The following is a 17,989-nucleotide window of genomic DNA, read 5'->3' on the forward strand; positions in this document are numbered from 1 at the left end:
CCGTCGGGGTCGACGCGTTCGCGGCGCCGACACCGAACGCGGCGCCACCGAGGACGAGCGCGCCGGTCGTGGCGAGGGTGATCGAGGTCTTCAGGCTCTTGCGCATGATGTTCTGTCCTTTGCTGTGGATGTCGCTCCGGCCGGTGGCCCTGACCCGCCGCTGCTGTGCGCGAGTCGTGTACCGGCCGTACGTGACCGGGGAGCTTCTTGGGCGTTTCGCCCTGGTGTCATGCATTCGGCACCCCCGTCCTGATGGTTTGGGCGGGTTTGCTGGAAGTTCGCCACCCGCCCCTCCGTAGCGTGGGTGTATGTCCCCTGCACACATCGCGACCACCGACCGCATCCGGGCGATCGACGCCTGGTGGCGCGCCGCGAACTACCTCACCGCCGGGCAGATCCACCTGCTCGACAACCCGCTCCTCACCCGGCCGATCGAGCCGGACGACATCAAGCCGCGCCTGCTCGGACACTGGGGGACCTCGCCGGCGCTCAACCTCGTCTACGCGCACTGCAACGCGCTCATCGCCGAGACGGACCGGCAGCTGCTGTACGTCTGCGGGCCGGGGCACGGCGGACCGGCCATGAACGCGAACGCGTGGCTCGACGGGACGTGGAACGAGCTCTACCCGGAGATCACACCGGACACGGACGGGCTGCAGCGGTTCTTCCGGCAGTTCTCCTTCCCCGGCGGCATCCCGTCGCACGCCGCCCCGGAGACCCCCGGCTCGATCAACGAGGGCGGTGAGCTCGGCTACTCGCTCGCCCACGCCTACGGGGCCGCACTCGACAACCCGGACCTCGTCGTCGCGTGCGTCGTCGGGGACGGCGAGGCCGAGACCGGTCCGCTGGCGGCGTCCTGGCAGGCGCACACCTTCCTCGACCCGGTGTCGGACGGTGCCGTGCTGCCGATCCTCAACCTCAACGGGTGGAAGATCGCGAACCCGACCGTCCTGGCCCGCATCCCCGGGGAGGACCTCGACGCCTACTTCCGCGGGCTCGGCTACGAGCCGATCGTGGTCGACTCGGCCCGTGTCGACCATGACCCGTTCGCGGTGCACGCCCTGCTCGACGCCGCGCTGCGACGGGCGCTCGCCCGCATCGACGACATCCAGGCAGCCGCACGGGCACAGGCAGAGCGCGCCGCGGCCGGACAGCTCGCGGGCGCTGCCGACCTCCGTCCACGCTGGCCGATGATCGTCCTCCGCACGCCGAAGGGCTGGACGGGGCCAAACGAGGGCAGCTTCCACTCGCACCAGATCCCGCTGCCCGACGTCCGGACGAACGACGAGGACCGGGCACGGCTCGAGGAGTGGATGCGCTCCTACCGTCCGGAGGAACTGTTCGACGAGCAGGGCCGGCCGATCGGGATCCTCGGCACGATCCGACCGGAGGGCGACCTCCGGATGAGTGCGACCCCGTTCGCCAACGGCGGCCGGATCCGGACCGCGCTCGACCTCCCGGCGATCGCCGACCACGGCGTCCCGGCGGGCGAGCCGGCCTCGGCCACCGGGACCCTCGGTCCGTGGCTCGCCGCCCTGGTGGAGCGCAACGGCTCGGACTTCCGTCTGTTCGGTCCCGACGAGACGATCTCGAACAAGCTCGACGCGGTGTTCGACGTCACGAACCGGGTCTGGCGGGCGGACCGGGCCCCCGGCGACGAACACCTCTCGGCACGCGGTCGGGTCATCGAGGTCCTGTCCGAGCACGTCCTCGAGGGCATGCTCGAGGGCTACGTCCTGACCGGTCGGCACGGCATCCTCAACACCTACGAGGCGTTCGCCCACATCATCGACTCGATGGTCGGGCAGTACGCGAAGTGGCTCGAGTCCTCCGAGGATCTCGACTGGCGCCTGCCGGTGTCGAACCTCACGATCCTGCTCTCCTCGCACGTCTGGCGACAGGACCACAACGGGTTCTCGCACCAGGACCCGGGCTTCCTCGACGTCGTCGCGTCGAAGCAGCAGGACCTCGTGCGGATCAAGCTCCCCGCCGACGCCAACACCCTGCTCGCCGTCACCGCCCACGCACTCGAGACGACGAACCGGATCGAGGTCATCGTCGCCGGCAAGCACCCGGAACCGGTGTTCCTCTCGCTCGAGGACGCCGTCGCCCACGCCGCGGCCGGGCTCGGCGTGTGGGACTGGGCCGGCACCGAGTCCGCGGTCGGCCGGGCGGACGTCGTGCTCGTCGGCGCGGGTGACGTCCCCACGGTCGAGACGCTCGCGGCCGCCGCGATCATCCGCGAGCACGCACCCGCCGTCGGCGTCCGGGTCGTGAACGTCGTCGACCTGCTGTCCATCGGCGACCCACGGAAGCACGAGCACCCGGTCTCCGACGAACGGTACGACGAGGTGTTCCTCCCCGGGACGCCCGCCGTCTTCGCGTTCCACGGGTACCCCGCACTCGTGCACCAGCTCACCTACCGCCGCCACGGGCACGACGACCTCCACGTGCACGGCTTCCAGGAGCAGGGCACCACGACCACGCCCTTCGACATGCTCATGCGGAACGACATGGACCGGTTCGCGCTGGCGCACGACGCGCTGACGCGGGTCGACGCAGCGGAGCACGCCGAGCTGCTCGACCGCCTGACCGCGGCGCGTGAGGCCGCACGGGAGTACGCGTACACGCGGGGCGAGGACCATCCGTCGGTCGCCGGGTGGGAGTTCGCGGGGTGGCCGCAGGACTGAGCAGTCCGAGATCTGGTCGGCTCGTCCGCCGACGCGGCGCCCATCGCGGCTCCCGCAGCCGTGGGCGCGTCTCCTGCACCGACCTGGAGGCACGGCTCGCCCTCCACAGGACCGGTCACGCCCGCCGCGTGCCCGGTCCTGTGCCGTCAGGCTCGGGCCATGGACGTGGGGTGGACGAGCGCAGCGGTGGCGGTGATCGGTGCCGTGGTGGCGGTGGCGAGTCTGGTGGTCACGATCATCGAAGGCGGTCGAGTCCGGCGGAATGCAGAGTTCTTGGCACACCGAGACCACTGGTGGCAGCGTTGGGCATAGATCGCCGAACGGTCGCTCTCGGACGACCCGGCGGATCGGGACGCTGCACCGCTGATGGCACACGCAGTCTTGAGTCGACCGTGGGTGACCGCTGACGACGAGTGGATGGAAGGCGCCCTGGCTGAGCAGGAGATCGATCAACCGACCGGGCGACGGAGAGGAACCGAGCTGTGATCAGTGAGATGGACGACGACCGCTTCTTCGACCTGGTGAAGCGTTTCGAGCGTTCGACGCTCAGTCTGCTCAAGGATCCGCACTACGAGCGAGTGGTGCGAGCCGACGGGTGGGTCGAGCGCCTCGAGGAGCTCCGCGCCGAGCGCCGCGAGCGCGAGGAACGCGCCCGCGCCCGGAAGCTCCGCGCCGAGGCGTCCTTCGCCGAAGGCTGATCGGGTCGACGCGCGCCGGGCAGTGCCGAGCAGCGCCGGGCAGTGCCGGGCAGTGCCGGGCAGTGCCGTGCCAGGCTGGACCGGTGAGCGACCTCGTCATCCCGGCACCGCCCCAGCCGTCCGTCCCGACGACAGCGGGTGGCCGGTTCCCCGTCCGGCGGATCTTCTGCGTCGGCCGCAACTACGCCGCCCATGCCCGCGAGATGGGCCACGACCCGGACCGCGAGCCGCCGTTCTTCTTCGCCAAGCCCGCGGATGCCGTCGTCGTGGACGGCGCCGACACCCCGTACCCGCCGCTCACCGCGCAGCTCGAGCACGAGGTCGAACTCGTCGTCGCGATCGGCGCCCCCGCGGTGGACGTGCCGGTGGCCGAGGCGCTCCACGTCGTCTGGGGGTACGGCGTCGGACTCGACCTCACCCGGCGCGACCTCCAGGCCGAGGCGAAGCGGCTCGGTCGGCCCTGGGACGCCGCCAAGGGCTTCGACGCCTCCGCTCCGCTCGGCGCGCTCGTCCCCGCCACGGGGGTGGACCCGACGACCGGAGCCGTCGAGCTGACCGTGAACGGCAACGTCAGGCAGTCCGGCGACCTGTCGGACCAGATCTGGTCGGTCGCCGAGACGATCGCCGAGCTCTCCCGTTCGGTCCGACTCGCGCCCGGGGACCTGCTCATGACCGGGACCCCCGAAGGAGTCGGCCCGCTGGTGCGCGGCGACGTCGTCCAGGGGCGCATCTCCGGCATCGGGTCCGTGCGGACCCGCGTGGTCTGAGCGCCTCCGCTCCGGACGGGTGTCGAGCGACCTCGCGCGTTCCGGCGACGTGTCGGCGGACTGGGAGCGCACGCAGGTCGGCAGCGTAGACCTCAACCTGACGTCAGGGGTCAACGGCGTCGCAACATCACGGACAGGGCCGGGTGCCGGGGGCAGCCGCCCGTCCGGAACCGGAGGTGCCGCCGTGCTCGAACACGACCTGCTCGCCACGTCCTCGACCTGGGCGGGCGACGAACCGATCGGTGAGCGTGTGCGCGCCGTCGGTGACGCGGGGTTCGCGGGGCTGTCCCTCACCGTGGGCGACCTGCACGAGGTCCGCGCCACGATCGGGTTCGCCGAGCTCCGACGCGTCCTCGACGGCGCCGGGATCGTCTGGGTGCAGCTCGGTCCGCTCGACCGATGGTGGACGAGCGACGACCGTTCCGACGACGAGGACGCCGACAGCGGTGTGGTGTTCGAGGCGACCGCGGCGCTCCGGGCGTGGCAGGTGGTCGTCCGGGCGGACACCACCCTGTCGGTCCGTCCGAACGCGATGACCGACGACTGGGTGGCGCTGGCGGCACGGACCGAGCAGCTCGGCGCGCAGCTCGTCCTCGAACCGGAGCCGTGGTCGAACCTGCCGACGGTCGAACGGGCCGCACGCTTCGTGACCGCGGCGGGGCACCCGAACGGCGGCCTGCTCCTCGACGCGATGCACGTGCTCCGGGGCGGTTCGACGCTGGCATCCGTCCGCGAGGGCGTGGCGCCCGCCGTGCTCGCCGCGGTGGAACTGAGTGACGGCCTCCTGCACACGCCGAACGGCATGACCCTCGCCGAGGAGTCCCACGCCGCACGCCACCTGCCCGGATCCGGAGCGTGGGACCTGCCCGGGTTCATCCGCACCGTGCGCGATCTCGGGTTCGACGAGCCGTGGGGCGTCGAGGTCCGGACGGCCGCGCACCGAGCCCTGCCGACGGCCGACGCCCTCCGGACCGCGGCGGCGGCCACGCGTGCCGTGCTCGACGCGGCCGATGCGTTCGGCACCCCCGCCGCCCCGGCGATGCCGTCCACCCCGGCACCGACCTCCGCCGTCGACCTCGATTCCTCGCGGGCGCCCGTCGCGCCGATGCCGACCGTGCCGCTGCCCCGCCGCGAGGCCGGCACAGGGACGCCCGCGTAACGTCCGCTGCATGACCGACCACGACGACGAACTCCTCCGCCGCTCACAGGACGCGATCGACGAGGCGAAGGCCGCTGCGGCCGACGTGACCGAACCCGACGAGGACGACCTCGTCGAGCGGGACCTCCCGGTCGCGGACGACGCCGAACCCGCTGACGGCCCGGCGCCCGCCCCCTGAGCCCGGTCCGCCCGGGCAGAGCAGGACAGAACGCCGCAGAGCAGGGCTCCGCGGAAGAATTCTCCAGATCAGGTGTGACGAACCGGTGCGCTGACCCGTCTCAGTGGTGAGCCTGTCAGTTGCTCACCGCGGCTGACGTCAGCGCGCCGTGGCCGGCCATCCCTGAACGCCGGTCACGGCGCTTCGACGGCGGCCCGTGCGTTCCCTGATCCGGCGCACGGGCCGCCTTGCCCCGAGCCGGACACCGATGGACCGGAACCCACCCGCGGCGAGCCCGGGCCGCCGGCGGAGAGCCGGGGATCGGCGGCAGCGAGCCCGGGATCGGCGGCAGCGGGCCCGGGATCCTTCTCAGTCGTCGACCTGGTCGCCGAGGAAGTCGGCGTAGGTGACCTCTTCGTCGAGCGCGTCGTCGGCCGAGTTCGCCGGCAGCGTCTGCCCGCGGGTCGCCGATCCGCGCTCCTCGGGCGAGAACGGCGGCAGGTACTTGCTCGTGCTCATGGTCACGCCCTTCCGTCCCGGCGAACGTAACAGCCGCCGTACCTCCGGTGGCGAGCGGCCCCGAGATCGTCCCCCGGAGGGGCGCCGAACGGGGGACGGAAGTTCGCCCGGGGCGGACCCCATGCGCGTGCATGTGCGCGATCAGGACTCGCGCACGACGTCGTCAGGGTCCTTGTCCGCGCGCCACCCACGCCACGAGGGCTGTCGGAGCCGTCCGTCGCCGGTCCACTCCGCGAACTCGACCTCACCGACCCGGACCGGTCGGACCCACTGCGCGTCACGGGCATCCGGTCGAGGGACGTCCACGAACGGCGACGTCCCGCTCGCCAACGGCTCGAGCGCACGGGCGATTGCGTCCAGGTCACGGTCGCGGAACCCGGTGCCGACCTTGCCGACGTACTCGAGACCCTCCGGCCCCGGCACCCCGAGCAGCAGTGATCCGATGCCTCCGGCTCGACGTCCGGCTCCCGGCTTCCACCCGCCGACGACCACCTCCTGCGTGGCGTGGTGCTTGACCTTCAGCCAGGCCTCGGACCGACGGCCCTCGGCGTACCTCGAGCCGCGCTTCTTCGCGACGACCCCTTCGAGCCCGCGTCGCTCCGACTCGGCGAGCGCCGCGGCGAAGTCGCCGTCCACGGCGTCCGGCACCTCGATCGCTCCGCCGGGTTCGACGACGGTGGCGAGGGCCTCGCGCCGGGCGGTGTACCCGTGCCGGGTGAGCTCGTGTCCGTCGGCCTCGAGCACGTCGAAGAGCAGGAGCCGCACCGGGGTGGCCCCCCGAGCAGCCTCGACCTCGCGCGCCTTCGTGAGGCCCATCCGGTTCTGCAGCAGCTGGAACGAGGGTCGTCCGCGGTCGTCGAGTGCCACGATCTCCCCGTCGTAGACGCCGTCGACCCCGGCCCGCTCGGCGAGTTCCTGCAGCTCGGGGTACTGCGCGGTGAGGTCGTTGCCGTTCCGGCTCCGGAGCGTCACCCGGCCCTCGCGGACGGTCGCGAGGGCTCGGATGCCGTCCCACTTCAGTTCGAACGCCCAGTCACCGGGGTCGAGTCGCGGCTCGCCCTTCGCAGGGGTGGCCTGCATGGTGCGGCGTTCCTCCGGGCGCTCGGTCGAGGCGCTGGTCGCCTTCGCCGTCGGCCGGGAGGCGCGGGTCGCCCCCGCCGCTCGCGTCCCGTCCGCCGTGCCACCGGGTTCGCGATCGGGCTGGTCCTTCGTGCGGTGGATGAGCCAGTTCTTCTCGTCGCCGTCGCGGCCGCGTCCTCGACCCCGGGTGTGCAGGAGCGCCAGGCGTCGTGCAGCCCCGGTCCGGCCGTGCAGGGTGACGATGACCTCTTCGCCCTCGCGCCACTTCTCGAGCTCGTACGTGCCGTCGTCCCAGATCGTGACGGTCCCGCCGCCGTACTCGGCAGCCGGGATGATCCCCTCGAAGGACCCGTACTCGAGCGGGTGGTCCTCGGTCTGGACGGCGAGGTGGTTCTTCCCCGGATCGGTCGGCTCGCCCTTCGGCAGCGCCCAGCTGACGAGCACGCCCTCGTGCTCCAGCCGGAAGTCGTAGTGGTCCCTGGTGGCGTGGTGCTCCTGGATCACGAACGTCGGGGTGCCGTCCTCGCGGACGGTCGGTGCGCCGGCGGGGACCGGCTCGGGGGTCTTCGCGGCGTCCCGTTTGGCCCGGTACGCGGTCAAGCGGTCCTCGCTCGCCCGGTTGGCGTCCTCGGTCCGTTCGCCGTCCCAGTGGCCGTGGTCGGGCCTGCCGACGGACAACGAGGCGGACGCGACCGGGTGCAGGAGGTCGCCACGGGCCTCCAGGCGGTCCAGCACGTCGTCCAGCGTGAGCTGGGCGAGCCCACGCTGGGTGAGCTCGTCCCAGGTCCGCGGGGCGGCGACCGTCGGCCGGTCACGGCCGCGCAGCGAGTACGGGGCGATCGTCGTCTTGTTGCCGTTGTTCTGCGACCAGTCGACGAAGACCTTCCCGGCGCGCTCGGCACGGCTCATCGACGAGAGCACCAGGTCGGGGAGGTCCTGTTCGAGCGCCCGCGCCAGCTCGTGCGCGACGTCGGACACCTGGTTCGTCGTCGCACGGCCGTCGAGCGCCGCGTAGAGGTGGATGCCCTTCGACCCGGACGTCACCGGGTACGGCTCGAGCCCCATGCCCTGGAGGACCTCGCGCGCCGCGACGGCCACCTCGACGCACTCCGGCAGCCCGACGCCCTCGCCGGGGTCGAGGTCGAGCACGAGCCGGTCCGGGTTCTGGTGTGCGCCACGCGGTCCGAAGCGCCACTGCGGCACGTGCAGCTCGAGCGCGGCCTGCTGGGCCATCCAGACGAGCGTCGCGACGTCGTCGACGATCGGGTACTCGGTGTCGTGCTCCTTGTGCGCGATGGTGTGGTGGCGGATCCAGTCGGGGGCGGAGTCGGGGAGGTTCTTCTCGAAGAAGACCTTGCCGTCGACGCCGTTCGCCCAGCGCTTCCGGGTCACGGGGCGGTCCTTCACGTGCGGGATCATCCACGGCGCGACCCGCTCGTAGTACTCGATCACCCGGCCCTTGGTCGTGCCGGTCTCCGGGTAGAGCACCTTGTCGGTGTTGCTGAGCGCGATGCGCTGCCCGCCGACGAGGACCGTCCGACGCTTCGCCACCGGACTCACAGAGACACTCCGCTCACAGTGCCACTCCGCTCACAGCGCCGCTCCGATCGCTCCCGCCGCCGTGCTCACAGCGCGACCCCGGTCGCTCCCGCCACGGTCAGGGTGGAGCCCGACGTGTACGACGACTCGGGTCCGGCGAGGTACACGTACGCGCTGCCGAGCTCGACGGGCTGCGCCGGTCGGCCGAACGGTGTGCCCTCGCCGTAGTGGGCGATCTCGTCGCCCGGGTAGCTGATCGGCTGCAGAGGCGTCCACACCGGCCCCGGGACGACCGTGTTCGCCCGGATGCCCTTCGGGGCGAGCTGCCGCGCGAGGCCGTTCGTGTAGGTGATGATCGCCGACTTCGTGGCCGCGTAGTCGATCATCCGCGCCTGCGGCTCGTACGCGGACACCGAGCTCGTCGTGACGATCGCGCTGCCGGGAGCCAGGTGCGGGACCGCGGCCCGGACGAGCCAGAACAGCGAGTAGAGGTTGACCTTGAGCGTGCGGTCGAAGGACTCGGTGGTCTGCTCGGCGACGTCCTCGTGCACCTGCTGGAACCCGGCGACGGTGACGAGCGCGTCGAGGCCGCCCAGCGCGCTCACGGCGTCGCGGACGAGCTCGGCGCAGAAGTCCTCGTCGGTGAGGTCGCCCGGCAGGACGACCGCCTTGCGGCCGAGGTCCCCGATGACGTCGCGGACGTCCTCGAGGTCGCTGCGTTCCTCGGGCAGGGCGTTCAGGGCGACGTCCGCGCCCTCCTTCGCCATCGCGATCGCCGCCGCACGACCGATGCCCGAGTCGGCGCCCGTGACCAGGACCCGGTAGCCCGGCATCCGCCCCGTGCCCTGGTAACCGCGTTCGCCGTGGTCGGGTTCCGGGTCCATCGCGCTCGCGAGTCCGGAGCCGTCCTGCGTCTGCGCGGGGAACGGCGGGCGGGGGTGCTGGGTCCGCGGGTCCTGCTTGTCGAGCTGGCTCATGGGCCCATCGTGCTCGTCGTCGCCTCCGGTCGGCCCAGCCGTGTCGGAACCTGTGGAGAACCCCTCCCTCCGGACGCTCCGGTGCAGGGGCGGGCATCATGTGGCCATGAGGTCGATCTGGAAGGGCTCCATCGCGTTCGGGCTGGTCAACGTACCGATCAAGGTGTACGCAGCGACCGAGACCCACGACGTCTCCCTGCACCAGGTCCACGACGAGGACAAGGGCCGCATCCGGTACAAGCGGGTGTGCGAGTTCGGCCACGAGGTCGAGTACGCCGACATCCAGCGCGCCTACGACGACGGCGAGAAGACCGTGGTGCTCACCGCGGACGACTTCAAGCAGCTCCCCGAGGAGCAGTCGCACGAGATCGAGGTCCTCGAGTTCGTCCCGGTCGAGCAGGTCGACCCGATGATGTTCGAGAAGTCGTACTACCTCGAGCCGGACTCGCGCTCCCCCAAGGCGTACGTGCTGCTCCGCGAGACGCTCGCGAAGACCGACCGGCTCGCGATCGTGCAGTTCACGCTCCGGCAGAAGACCCGGCTCGGCGTGCTGCGGGTCAACGACGACGTCATCCTCCTGCAGGGACTGCTGTGGGGAGACGAGGTCCGTGCCGCCGACTTCAAGTCCCTCGACTCCTCGGTGAAGGTGAGCGCGAACGAGCTGAAGATGTCGTCCTCGCTCGTCGACAGCATGTCCACCGACTTCGACCCGGACCGGTACACGGACGCGTACCAGGAGGAACTCCAGCAACTCATCGACGCGAAGCTCGCCTCCGGCGACGACGTCGACACCGCCGAGACGTTCGGCGAGCGGGACGAGGACGAGGACGAGGGTGAGGGTGGTGACGTCATCGACCTGATGGCCGCCCTGCGGGCGTCGGTCGACAAGAAGCGGACGGGAGGCACCGGGTCGCGATCACGGGGCACCTCACGTTCCGCGAAGGACGACTCCACCGCGGGCGACGCGTCCGCCCAGGAGGCGCCGGCCCGCGGGCGAGCGAGCACCGCGAAGACGAGCACCACGAAGGGGAGCACCGCGAAGGCGGGCGCCTCGGCGGCGGCTGCGGAGGAGACGACCCCGAAGCGGACGGCGGCGGGGAAGTCGAGCACCACGAAGACGCCGACCACGAAGAGCGCCGCGGGGAAGAGCGCCGCGGGGAAGAGCGCCGCGGGGAAGAGCCCGGCGAAGAAGGCCCCGGCCAAGAAGCGCGCCAGCTAGTCCTCGGTGTCCCTCGCCGTGCGTCGCAGGACCGTCGGCAGGACGGTCCACAACGTTCCGGTCCCGACGAAGACCGCGACGCCGGCGATGATCCCGCCGCGACCGCCGAGCACCACGTCGAACACGAACCACACCGTCCCGGCGAACAGGAGCGCCGCGGCGAAGAGGGTCACGAGCAGCAGGACGTTGCCCGCGCGGACGAGGTCGTGCTTCTGCCGCTGCCGGAACACGAGGCGGTGGGTGGCCACGACGGCGAGGGCGACGACGGTGACGACGACCGCGAGCACGACGAGCGTCAGGTAGATCGTCTCCTGCCGGGCGCTCAGTGACGAGAACCGCTGTTGGAACGGCAGCGTCAGCAGGAACCCGGCGAGGATCTGCGTCCCCGTCTGCACGATCCGCAGCTCCTGCTGGATGTCGCTCCAGTTGCGGTCCCACCGCTCGGTCGGGGTCTCGTTCCGACCCCGCTGCAACTCGCTCATCCCGTGACCGTACTGCCCGCGTCGATGCCCCGATCGCGCCGCCCGCCACCCGGTCACGACACGAGCCGGAAACACGCTTCGGGGACACTGGACGCATGACTCCACAAGAGCCTGGGAGCCTGACCTCGTCATCCGTGAGTGCAGGCCCGCCCGTCACCGTGTCCATCACCCGTCTGGTCGAACCCGACCGCATCCCGGAGGCCACCCGCTGGGTGCAGTCCGGCGTCAACCTCGCGAACCGCTACCCGGGCTTCCTCGGCTCGGGGTGGGTCCGCTCGCACGCGACGAGCCGCGAGTGGCACGTGCTGTACCGGTTCGCCGACCACGAGCAGTTGGCCACGTGGGAGAACTCCGACGACCGGCTGCGGTGGCTCGACCTCGGCCGTGACCTCGTGGTGGAGTCCCGCGTCGAGAAGCGCACGGGCATCGAGGGCTGGTTCGACGCCCCGCAGGACACCCCGACGTCGAGCGCTCCCCCGCGGTGGAAGCAGGCCGTGAGCATCTGGCTCGGCTTCTTCCCGGTCAACCTCGCGTTCACGTTCCTGGTCGGCTGGCTCGTCCCGGCGTTCGGGCACCTCGCCGTGCTGCCGCGGGTGCTGATCACGACGCTCGTGCTCACCCCGGTCATGACGTTCTGGGTGCTGCCGTTCGTGACGAAGCTGATCCGTCCCTGGCTGCTCGCACCGCCCCGGAAGGCCTGACCGCAGGCCGGCTCGACCGGAGTCCCCTGACCTCAGCCCAGCACGGACAGCTGGTCGAGCCGCTCGAGGATGACGCCCTCGCGGAGGGCCCACGGGCAGATCTCGAGCGCCGGCAGGTCGAAGATGTCGAGGCAGGCCTCGGCGACGAGCGCGCCGGGGACGACCTGGTGCGCCCGGCTCGGCGACACGCCCGGCAGCGTCGCGAGCTGGTCGACGGTCATGCCGAGGAGCGCGGGCAGCTGTCGACGGAGCTCGGCGCCGTCGAGGGACCGCGGGACGAGCGGCCCGGCCGCCGAGGGAGCCGCGCCGCAGATGCGGGCGATCGACCGGAACGTCTTCGAGGTCGCGACGGCGCGGTCCGGTCGGCCGGAACGGAGCAGGAGCCCGGCGTCGCGCGCGATCGACACCCGGATCTCGTGACGCAGCCGCCGCACGTCGTCGTCGGTGGGCGTCCCCGCGGCGAAGAACGACCGCGCGAGCCGGGCGGCACCGATCGGCATCGACCACGCCACGTCCGGTGCCTCGTCCGCTCCCCCGGCGATCTCGAGCGACCCGCCGCCGATGTCGAACACCGCGAGCCGCCCGGCTGACCACCCGAACCAGCGTCGGACGGCGAGGAACGTCAACCGCGCTTCGTCGTCGCCGGAGAGCACGGCGAGCTCGACGCCCGTCGCGTCCTGGACGTGCGCGAGCACGGCGTCCGAGTTCACCGCGTCGCGGACCGCGGACGTCGCGAACGCCAACATGTCCTCGCAGCCCCGCTCCTCGGCGACCCGGACGGCGTCGGCGACGAAGGCGGTCAGGGCGTCGATGCCGTCGCGAGTGACCGCGCCGGATGCATCGAGGTGTTCGGCGAGTCGCAGCGGTTGCTTGAACGACGACGCCGGCAGCGGCGCGGCCCCGCCGTGGGCGTCCACCACGAGCAGGTGGCCGGTGTTGGACCCGATGTCGAGGACTCCGACGCGCATGGCACCACGGTAACGGTCGGGAGGCACGCACTACGCCCGCAGGAACGCCTCCAGCTCGGCGGTGGTCGGGTACGAGGCCTGTGCGCCCGGCTTGGTCGCGGCGTACGCCCCGACCCCGACGGCGAAGCGAGCGGCGTCGGCGAGCGTGTCGCCTGCGGCGAGCCGGAGCGCCACCGCGCCCATGAACGCGTCGCCGCACCCGGTCGTGTCGACCGGGTCCACGCGGACGGCGTCCACCGACACCGGGTCCGCGTCGCCGTCGTGCACCGTGCAGCCCGCACCGCCGCGGGTGACGATCGAGCGTGCGACGCCGTGGTCGCCGAGCTCGGCCGCCTCGTGCTCGTTCACGAGGAGCACGTCGGTGAGGTCCAGCAGTTCCTGTGGGACGGCGCCGAACGGCGAGAGGTTCGTGAGGACCGTGACCCCGGCGTCGTGTGCGGCGCGTGCGGCGGCGAGGACGACGTCGATCGAGACCTCGAGGCAGAGCCCGAGCACGCCGGCACCGGCGAACGCGTCGGCCGGGACGTCGTCGGGCGTCAGCGTCCCGTTCGCCCCGGCGGAGATCACGATGGTGTTCTCCCCCGCGTCGTCGACCGTGATGACGGCTGTGCCGGTCGCGACCCCCTCGCGGACGGTGACGTGCGTCGTGTCGACACCGGCCGCCGCGACGGAGTCGCGGAGCAGCGCGCCGTTCCCGTCGTCGCCGACCGCACCGATCATGCGCACGGTGCCCCCGAGCCTCCCGGCTGCCACCGCCTGGTTGGCGGACTTGCCACCGGGGAGGATCGCGAGGTCCGACCCCTGGAGGGTCTCACCGGGCTTCGGGAAGCGCTCGGTGCGGACCACGAGGTCGGCGTTGAGGCTGCCGACGACGACGATGCCGGTCATGCTGCGGCTCCTGTCTCGGCCGAGGCCGGGCGCGGGATGAGGAAGGACGTGGCGAGGGCCGCGCACGTGATCACGGCCCCGAGCAGCATCCCACCGGAGTACCCGGCGGTGCCGGCCGACCCACCGGTGCCGAGGGCGATCTGGAGCGCCGGGAGGACCGCGAAGCTGATGCCCGCACCGAGGTTGAACGCGCCGGCGTTCAGGCCGGGCAGGAACCCGGGGTTCGACTCGGGCGAGAGCACGATGCCGAGACCGTTGAGGATGATGTTCGCGATGCCCGCGTAGGTGATGCCGATGAGCACCGTGGCGGCGACGAGCACCGGGAGCGAGTGCACGCCGACGAACGCCATCACGAGCGTCGCGACGATGCTCCCGACGAGTCCGACGCGGAGGACGGCTCGGTAGCCGAGGGTGGGCGCGAGTCGGCCGGCGAACGGCCCGACGATCCAGCCGACCAGCGCGTACGGCGTGAGGAACGCGAGCGAGGCGAGGTCGGCCTCCATGCCGAAGCCCACCTCCGTGTTCTGCGCGAGCGACGTGACGAGGCCGTTCACGACGGCGAAGACGCCGGTCATCGTGAGCAGGGTCGTGACGAGGAGTGCCCAGGTGCCGCGGCGCTTGAGGAACCGCGTCTCGACGAGGGGCTCACGGACCCGCGACTCGACCGCCCAGAAGACGCCGAACGCGGCGAGCGCGACGACGATCCCGCCGACCACGAGCGCCCAGTTCGCAGCGCCGAGCTTGCCGGCCTCGTTGAACGCCGTGAGCAGTGCGCCGACGCTGACGACGAGCGGCAGGACGCCCCACCAGTCCATCCGGGTGCCGGCGGACGGCTTGGACTCGACGCCCCAGGCGGCCACCATGAGTGCGGCGACGACGGTGACCACGGTGATGACCCAGAAGATCCCGCGGAACCCGAAGTGCGTGGCGATCCACCCTCCGGCGAGGGCGTCGACGCCCGCGATGCCGCCGTTGACCGCGGTGAGCAGGCCGAGCGCGGCGCCGTAGCGCTTCGGGTCGGCGATCTCGTTGCGGAGGATGAGCAGACCGATCGGCACAACCGGGCCGGTGACACCCTGGATCATGCGTCCGACGAACAGCATCGGGACGTTGACGGCGAGCGCGGCGACGACGCTGCCGACGAGCATCACGACGAGCATGCCGAGCAGGACGCGCTTCCGGCCGACGATGTCGGACAGCCGGGGCAGGAACAGCGAGAACAACGCCGCGAGGGTGAAGAACAGGGTCTGCGAGAGCCCGATCGTGGCGTCGTCGGTCCGCAGTTCCCGAGCCATGGTGACCAGGGCGGGGCTGAGCATGCTCGCGTTCAGCTGGAACGCGATGCACGCGGCGAGGAGGGCTGCGGTGAGTGCGCCGATTGACTTCTTCGTCGAGGTGGTGGTCATGGGGGTTCAGTGCTCCGGGGTGACGGCGGTGTCGGGGTCGGCCAGGCTGGCGGCTGCGGCGAGTGGGGTCCAGCCGGTGTCGGGCGTCTCGCCGATGCGCTCGAGCGCGTCGACGACGAGGTCCCAGAAGCGGCCGTGGTCGAGCTCCGTCGCGGCGTTCGTGCGGCAGTCCTCCGGTGCGGGCGCGCGGAAGTCGGCGACGGTCATGCCGAGGGTGTGCTCACCCTTCGTCTCGACCGTGATCGGGACCTTGACCGTGCGGACGACGGTCGGGTCGATGACGTACGCGACGGCGCAGGGGTCGTGCACGGGTGGCGCGTCGAAGCCCTGGGCGTCCTGGTAGGTCTGTCCGAAGAAGTCGAGGAGCTCGCCGACGAACGCGGCCGGGCCGGTGCCGACGGCGGCGATGCGAGCGGCGACCTCCGGGGTGGCCAGTGCCTGGTGCGTCAGGTCGAGTCCGACCATGACGACCTCCCACCCGGCACTGAAGACGATGTCCGCGGCTTCGGGGTCGATGACGATGTTGAACTCGGCGACCGGGCTCCAGTTGCCGACGTGCAGGCCGCCGCCCATCAGGACGACCTCCTTGACGCGCTCGACGATGCGGGGCTCCTTGCGGGCGGCGAGGGCGATGTTGGTGAGACCGGCGGTCGGGACGAGGGTCACCGTCCCGGGCTCGTGCGCCAGCACGGTGTCGATGATGAGGTCGACCGCGTGCCGCTCGTCGAGGTCGAACGACGGCTCGGGGAGCATCGGCCCGTCGAGGCCGCTCTCGCCGTGGATGTCCTCGGCGACCTCGATCTCGCGCAGGAGCGGTCGGGGCGAGCCGGCGGCGAACGGGACGCCGGTGATGCCCGCGATGCGGGCGACGGCGAGGGCGTTGCGGGTGACCTTCGGGAGGGTCTGGTTGCCGACGACCGTGGTCACGGCGAGCAGGTCGATGTCGGGGTTCCCGTGGGCCAGCAACATGGCGACGGCGTCGTCGTGGCCGGGGTCGCAGTCGAGGATGATCTTGCTCGGCACGCGAGCCGACACGCGGTCTTCTGCCACGGGGTCTCCACTTCGTCGGGGATGGAACGCTGAGGCTCGACGCGGTGGGGTCCGCGGCGGAGGAATCAGCTCCCGCGGCGCGTCAAGCGTTTGACATGGAACCACGTCAAGCGTTTGACGTCAAGCCGACCGCGGTCGCTCGCTACGATCATCGGGTGCCCTCCCCCGCCCGCGTGACCGCCGCGATGGTCGCCGAGCGCGCCGGGACGAGCATCGCCACCGTCTCGCTCGTGGTGAACGGGAAGGACCGGGGGCGCGTCTCCACCCCCATCGCCGAACGGGTGCGCGCGGCGGTCGACGAACTCGGGTACGTGGTCGACCACGCGGCGAGCTCCCTGGCGCGCGGGAGCGGCGACCTCGTGGTGCTCATCGCCCCCGACCTCTCGAACCCGTTCTTCGCCGAGGTCATCCGCGGCGTCCGGGACACCCTGACGGACCGCTTCCAGCTCGTGCTCTCCGTGACCGAGCGCGGGCGGCAGCCGGAGACGGCCGACGTCCGTCGCTTCGAACGGCTGCGGCCGGCGGGGATCCTCGTGGACGCCCCCGCGGCGGGCGAAGACCTCTCGGCGAGCGTGCCGGTCGTGCAGCTCGACGCTCCCGGTGGCCCGGACGCCGTGAACTACGACCTCGCGACGGGCGTGCACGAGCTCGTCGCGCACCTCGCCGAGGCCGGGCACCGGCGGGTCGCGTACCTCGACGGCACCTCGCGCGCGGCGACCTTCGCGCTCCGTCGGCAGTTGCTCGAGGATGCCGCGACCGCCGCCGGGCTCAGCGTGTCATCGCTCGTCGGACGCGCCGACCTCACGGTGGACGCGGGCGCCGCGGCGGCGTCGGAGATGCTCGACGACTGGGTCGGGGACGGGGTCACCGCGGTCGTCGCGGCTGCCGACACCCTGGCCTACGGCGTGCTGCGGACCGCGTCGGAGCGCGGGCTCCGGGTGCCGGAGCAGCTCGCGGTCGCGGGCTTCGACGACCTGCCGTCGTCGTCGGTCACGGCGCCGGCGCTGACGAGCGTCGCGCTTCCCGGCGCCGACCTCGGCCGGGCAGCGGCGCTGCGGCTCCTCGCGACGTTCGACGGCGGTGCTGCCGAGGTCCCGTCGCTCCCCACGCGGCTCGTCGTCCGCGCGAGCACCGCCGGCTGACGGCGCCGGGCGCGGTGCGCCGTCAACCGGGCGTCGGGCAGCCGGCGCGCGAAAGCGACAGAGCACGGGCGCGGGGCACCGTCATTGCCGCCAGGGCGACAGATGCGCGCGTGCAGAGCGCGGCGATCTGTCGCCCTCGCGAAAGCGACAGAGCACGGGCGCGGTGCGCCGTCACCCGGGCATCGGGCAGCCGGCGCGCGAAAGCGACAGAGCACGGGCGCGGGGCACCGTCAGTGCCGCCAGGGCGACAGATGCGCGCGTGCAGAGCGCGGCGATTTGTCGCCCTCGCGAAAGCGACAGATCGCGCGGAGCCCTCGGCCGGCGCGGGACGCACCACATGACGGCCGGGAGGCACGGTGTCAGCTGGCACCGCGCCTCCCGTCCGGTGGCCCGAGCGGTCCGAGCGGTCCGAGCGGTCAGCGCCACGTGACCCGAGTCTCGTACTGGCGGACGAATCTCGTGCGCGTTCGCACGAGACGTGTCCGTCAGGCCGAGTCTCGGCCGTCTCCATCCATGTCGGCAGGCGCCGCAGCAGCGGGTACCGCAG

At 72.1% G+C, this 17,989-nt stretch carries 16 protein-coding genes; 8 read left to right on the forward strand and 8 right to left on the reverse strand.

The genetic code is table 11. From position 1 onward, the window contains the following. Positions 1-308 precede the first annotated feature (308 nt). The 5 genes from ACSW7Y_RS09460 (at position 309) to ACSW7Y_RS09480 (ending at position 5,492) form a co-directional block, all read left to right on the forward strand. Complete coding sequence (locus ACSW7Y_RS09460) at positions 309-2,690, forward strand: phosphoketolase family protein (protein ID WP_438126044.1); 2,382 nt, start codon at positions 309-311, stop codon at positions 2,688-2,690. Between the two features lie 482 nt (positions 2,691-3,172). After that, the gene (locus tag ACSW7Y_RS09465) at positions 3,173-3,388 is read left to right on the forward strand and encodes a hypothetical protein (protein WP_438126045.1); all 216 of its coding nucleotides are present in this window, start codon (positions 3,173-3,175) and stop codon (positions 3,386-3,388) included. An 83-nt stretch (positions 3,389-3,471) separates the two neighbouring features. Beyond that, the gene (locus tag ACSW7Y_RS09470) at positions 3,472-4,155 is read left to right on the forward strand and encodes a fumarylacetoacetate hydrolase family protein (protein WP_438126046.1); all 684 of its coding nucleotides are present in this window, start codon (positions 3,472-3,474) and stop codon (positions 4,153-4,155) included. Positions 4,156-4,339: 184 nt separating this feature from the next. Continuing rightward, entirely contained in the window at positions 4,340-5,314 is a 975-nt protein-coding gene (locus ACSW7Y_RS09475) for a sugar phosphate isomerase/epimerase family protein (RefSeq protein ID WP_438126047.1), read from the forward strand. Between the two features lie 10 nt (positions 5,315-5,324). After that, positions 5,325-5,492 carry a hypothetical protein gene (locus tag ACSW7Y_RS09480; protein ID WP_438126048.1) on the forward strand — a complete coding sequence of 56 codons (168 nt, stop codon included), beginning with the start codon at positions 5,325-5,327 and terminating at the stop codon, positions 5,490-5,492. Positions 5,493-5,840: 348 nt separating this feature from the next. On the opposite strand, the gene ACSW7Y_RS09485 is transcribed toward ACSW7Y_RS09480, so the two are convergent. From ACSW7Y_RS09485 to ACSW7Y_RS09495, 3 genes are all read right to left on the reverse strand, one after another. Then, positions 5,841-5,990, reverse strand: a complete 150-nt coding sequence (locus tag ACSW7Y_RS09485) for a hypothetical protein (RefSeq protein WP_438126049.1) — start codon at positions 5,988-5,990, stop codon at positions 5,841-5,843. Between the two features lie 141 nt (positions 5,991-6,131). Continuing rightward, positions 6,132-8,621: an ATP-dependent DNA ligase gene (locus ACSW7Y_RS09490; RefSeq protein ID WP_438126050.1), complete on the reverse strand. Its 2,490-nt coding sequence runs from the start codon at positions 8,619-8,621 to the stop codon at positions 6,132-6,134. Positions 8,622-8,695: 74 nt separating this feature from the next. Then, on the reverse strand, positions 8,696-9,586 hold the full coding sequence (locus ACSW7Y_RS09495) for an SDR family oxidoreductase (RefSeq protein WP_438126051.1): 891 nt from the start codon (positions 9,584-9,586) through the stop codon (positions 8,696-8,698). A gap of 106 nt (positions 9,587-9,692) precedes the next feature. Here ACSW7Y_RS09495 and ACSW7Y_RS09500 point away from each other — a divergent pair, with 106 nt between their 5' ends. Beyond that, positions 9,693-10,805 carry a Ku protein gene (locus ACSW7Y_RS09500; RefSeq protein ID WP_438126052.1) on the forward strand — a complete coding sequence of 371 codons (1,113 nt, stop codon included), beginning with the start codon at positions 9,693-9,695 and terminating at the stop codon, positions 10,803-10,805. Here ACSW7Y_RS09500 and ACSW7Y_RS09505 read toward each other — a convergent pair. Beyond that, positions 10,802-11,287 carry a DUF6328 family protein gene (locus tag ACSW7Y_RS09505; protein ID WP_438126053.1) on the reverse strand — a complete coding sequence of 162 codons (486 nt, stop codon included), beginning with the start codon at positions 11,285-11,287 and terminating at the stop codon, positions 10,802-10,804. The genes ACSW7Y_RS09500 and ACSW7Y_RS09505 overlap by 4 nt on opposite strands. Before the next feature lie 95 nt (positions 11,288-11,382). Here ACSW7Y_RS09505 and ACSW7Y_RS09510 point away from each other — a divergent pair, with 95 nt between their 5' ends. Continuing rightward, positions 11,383-11,988 carry an antibiotic biosynthesis monooxygenase gene (locus ACSW7Y_RS09510; protein ID WP_438126054.1) on the forward strand — a complete coding sequence of 202 codons (606 nt, stop codon included), beginning with the start codon at positions 11,383-11,385 and terminating at the stop codon, positions 11,986-11,988. Between the two features lie 32 nt (positions 11,989-12,020). Here ACSW7Y_RS09510 and ACSW7Y_RS09515 read toward each other — a convergent pair whose 3' ends face one another. The 4 genes from ACSW7Y_RS09515 to ACSW7Y_RS09530 are packed head-to-tail and all read right to left on the reverse strand — an operon-like array spanning position 12,021 to position 16,300. After that, a complete protein-coding gene (locus ACSW7Y_RS09515) occupies positions 12,021-12,956 on the reverse strand; it encodes a Ppx/GppA phosphatase family protein (RefSeq protein WP_438126055.1) in 936 nt (311 codons plus the stop codon). A 30-nt stretch (positions 12,957-12,986) separates the two neighbouring features. Then, positions 12,987-13,844, reverse strand: coding sequence for a ribokinase (locus ACSW7Y_RS09520; RefSeq protein WP_438126056.1), 858 nt, complete (start codon positions 13,842-13,844; stop codon positions 12,987-12,989). Then, on the reverse strand, positions 13,841-15,250 hold the full coding sequence (locus ACSW7Y_RS09525; protein WP_438126057.1) for an MFS transporter: 1,410 nt from the start codon (positions 15,248-15,250) through the stop codon (positions 13,841-13,843). Before ACSW7Y_RS09525 ends, ACSW7Y_RS09520 begins: the two co-directional genes overlap by 4 nt. Positions 15,251-15,256: 6 nt before the next feature. Then, on the reverse strand, positions 15,257-16,300 hold the full coding sequence (locus ACSW7Y_RS09530) for a nucleoside hydrolase (protein ID WP_438126058.1): 1,044 nt from the start codon (positions 16,298-16,300) through the stop codon (positions 15,257-15,259). Between the two features lie 155 nt (positions 16,301-16,455). On the opposite strand from ACSW7Y_RS09530, the gene ACSW7Y_RS09535 reads away from it, so the two are divergent. Next, entirely contained in the window at positions 16,456-17,442 is a 987-nt protein-coding gene (locus ACSW7Y_RS09535; RefSeq protein ID WP_438126059.1) for a LacI family DNA-binding transcriptional regulator, read from the forward strand. Positions 17,443-17,989 lie beyond the last annotated feature (547 nt).

The organism is Curtobacterium flaccumfaciens, from assembly GCF_051548005.1.
Classification (GTDB): Bacteria; Actinomycetota; Actinomycetes; order Actinomycetales; family Microbacteriaceae; genus Curtobacterium.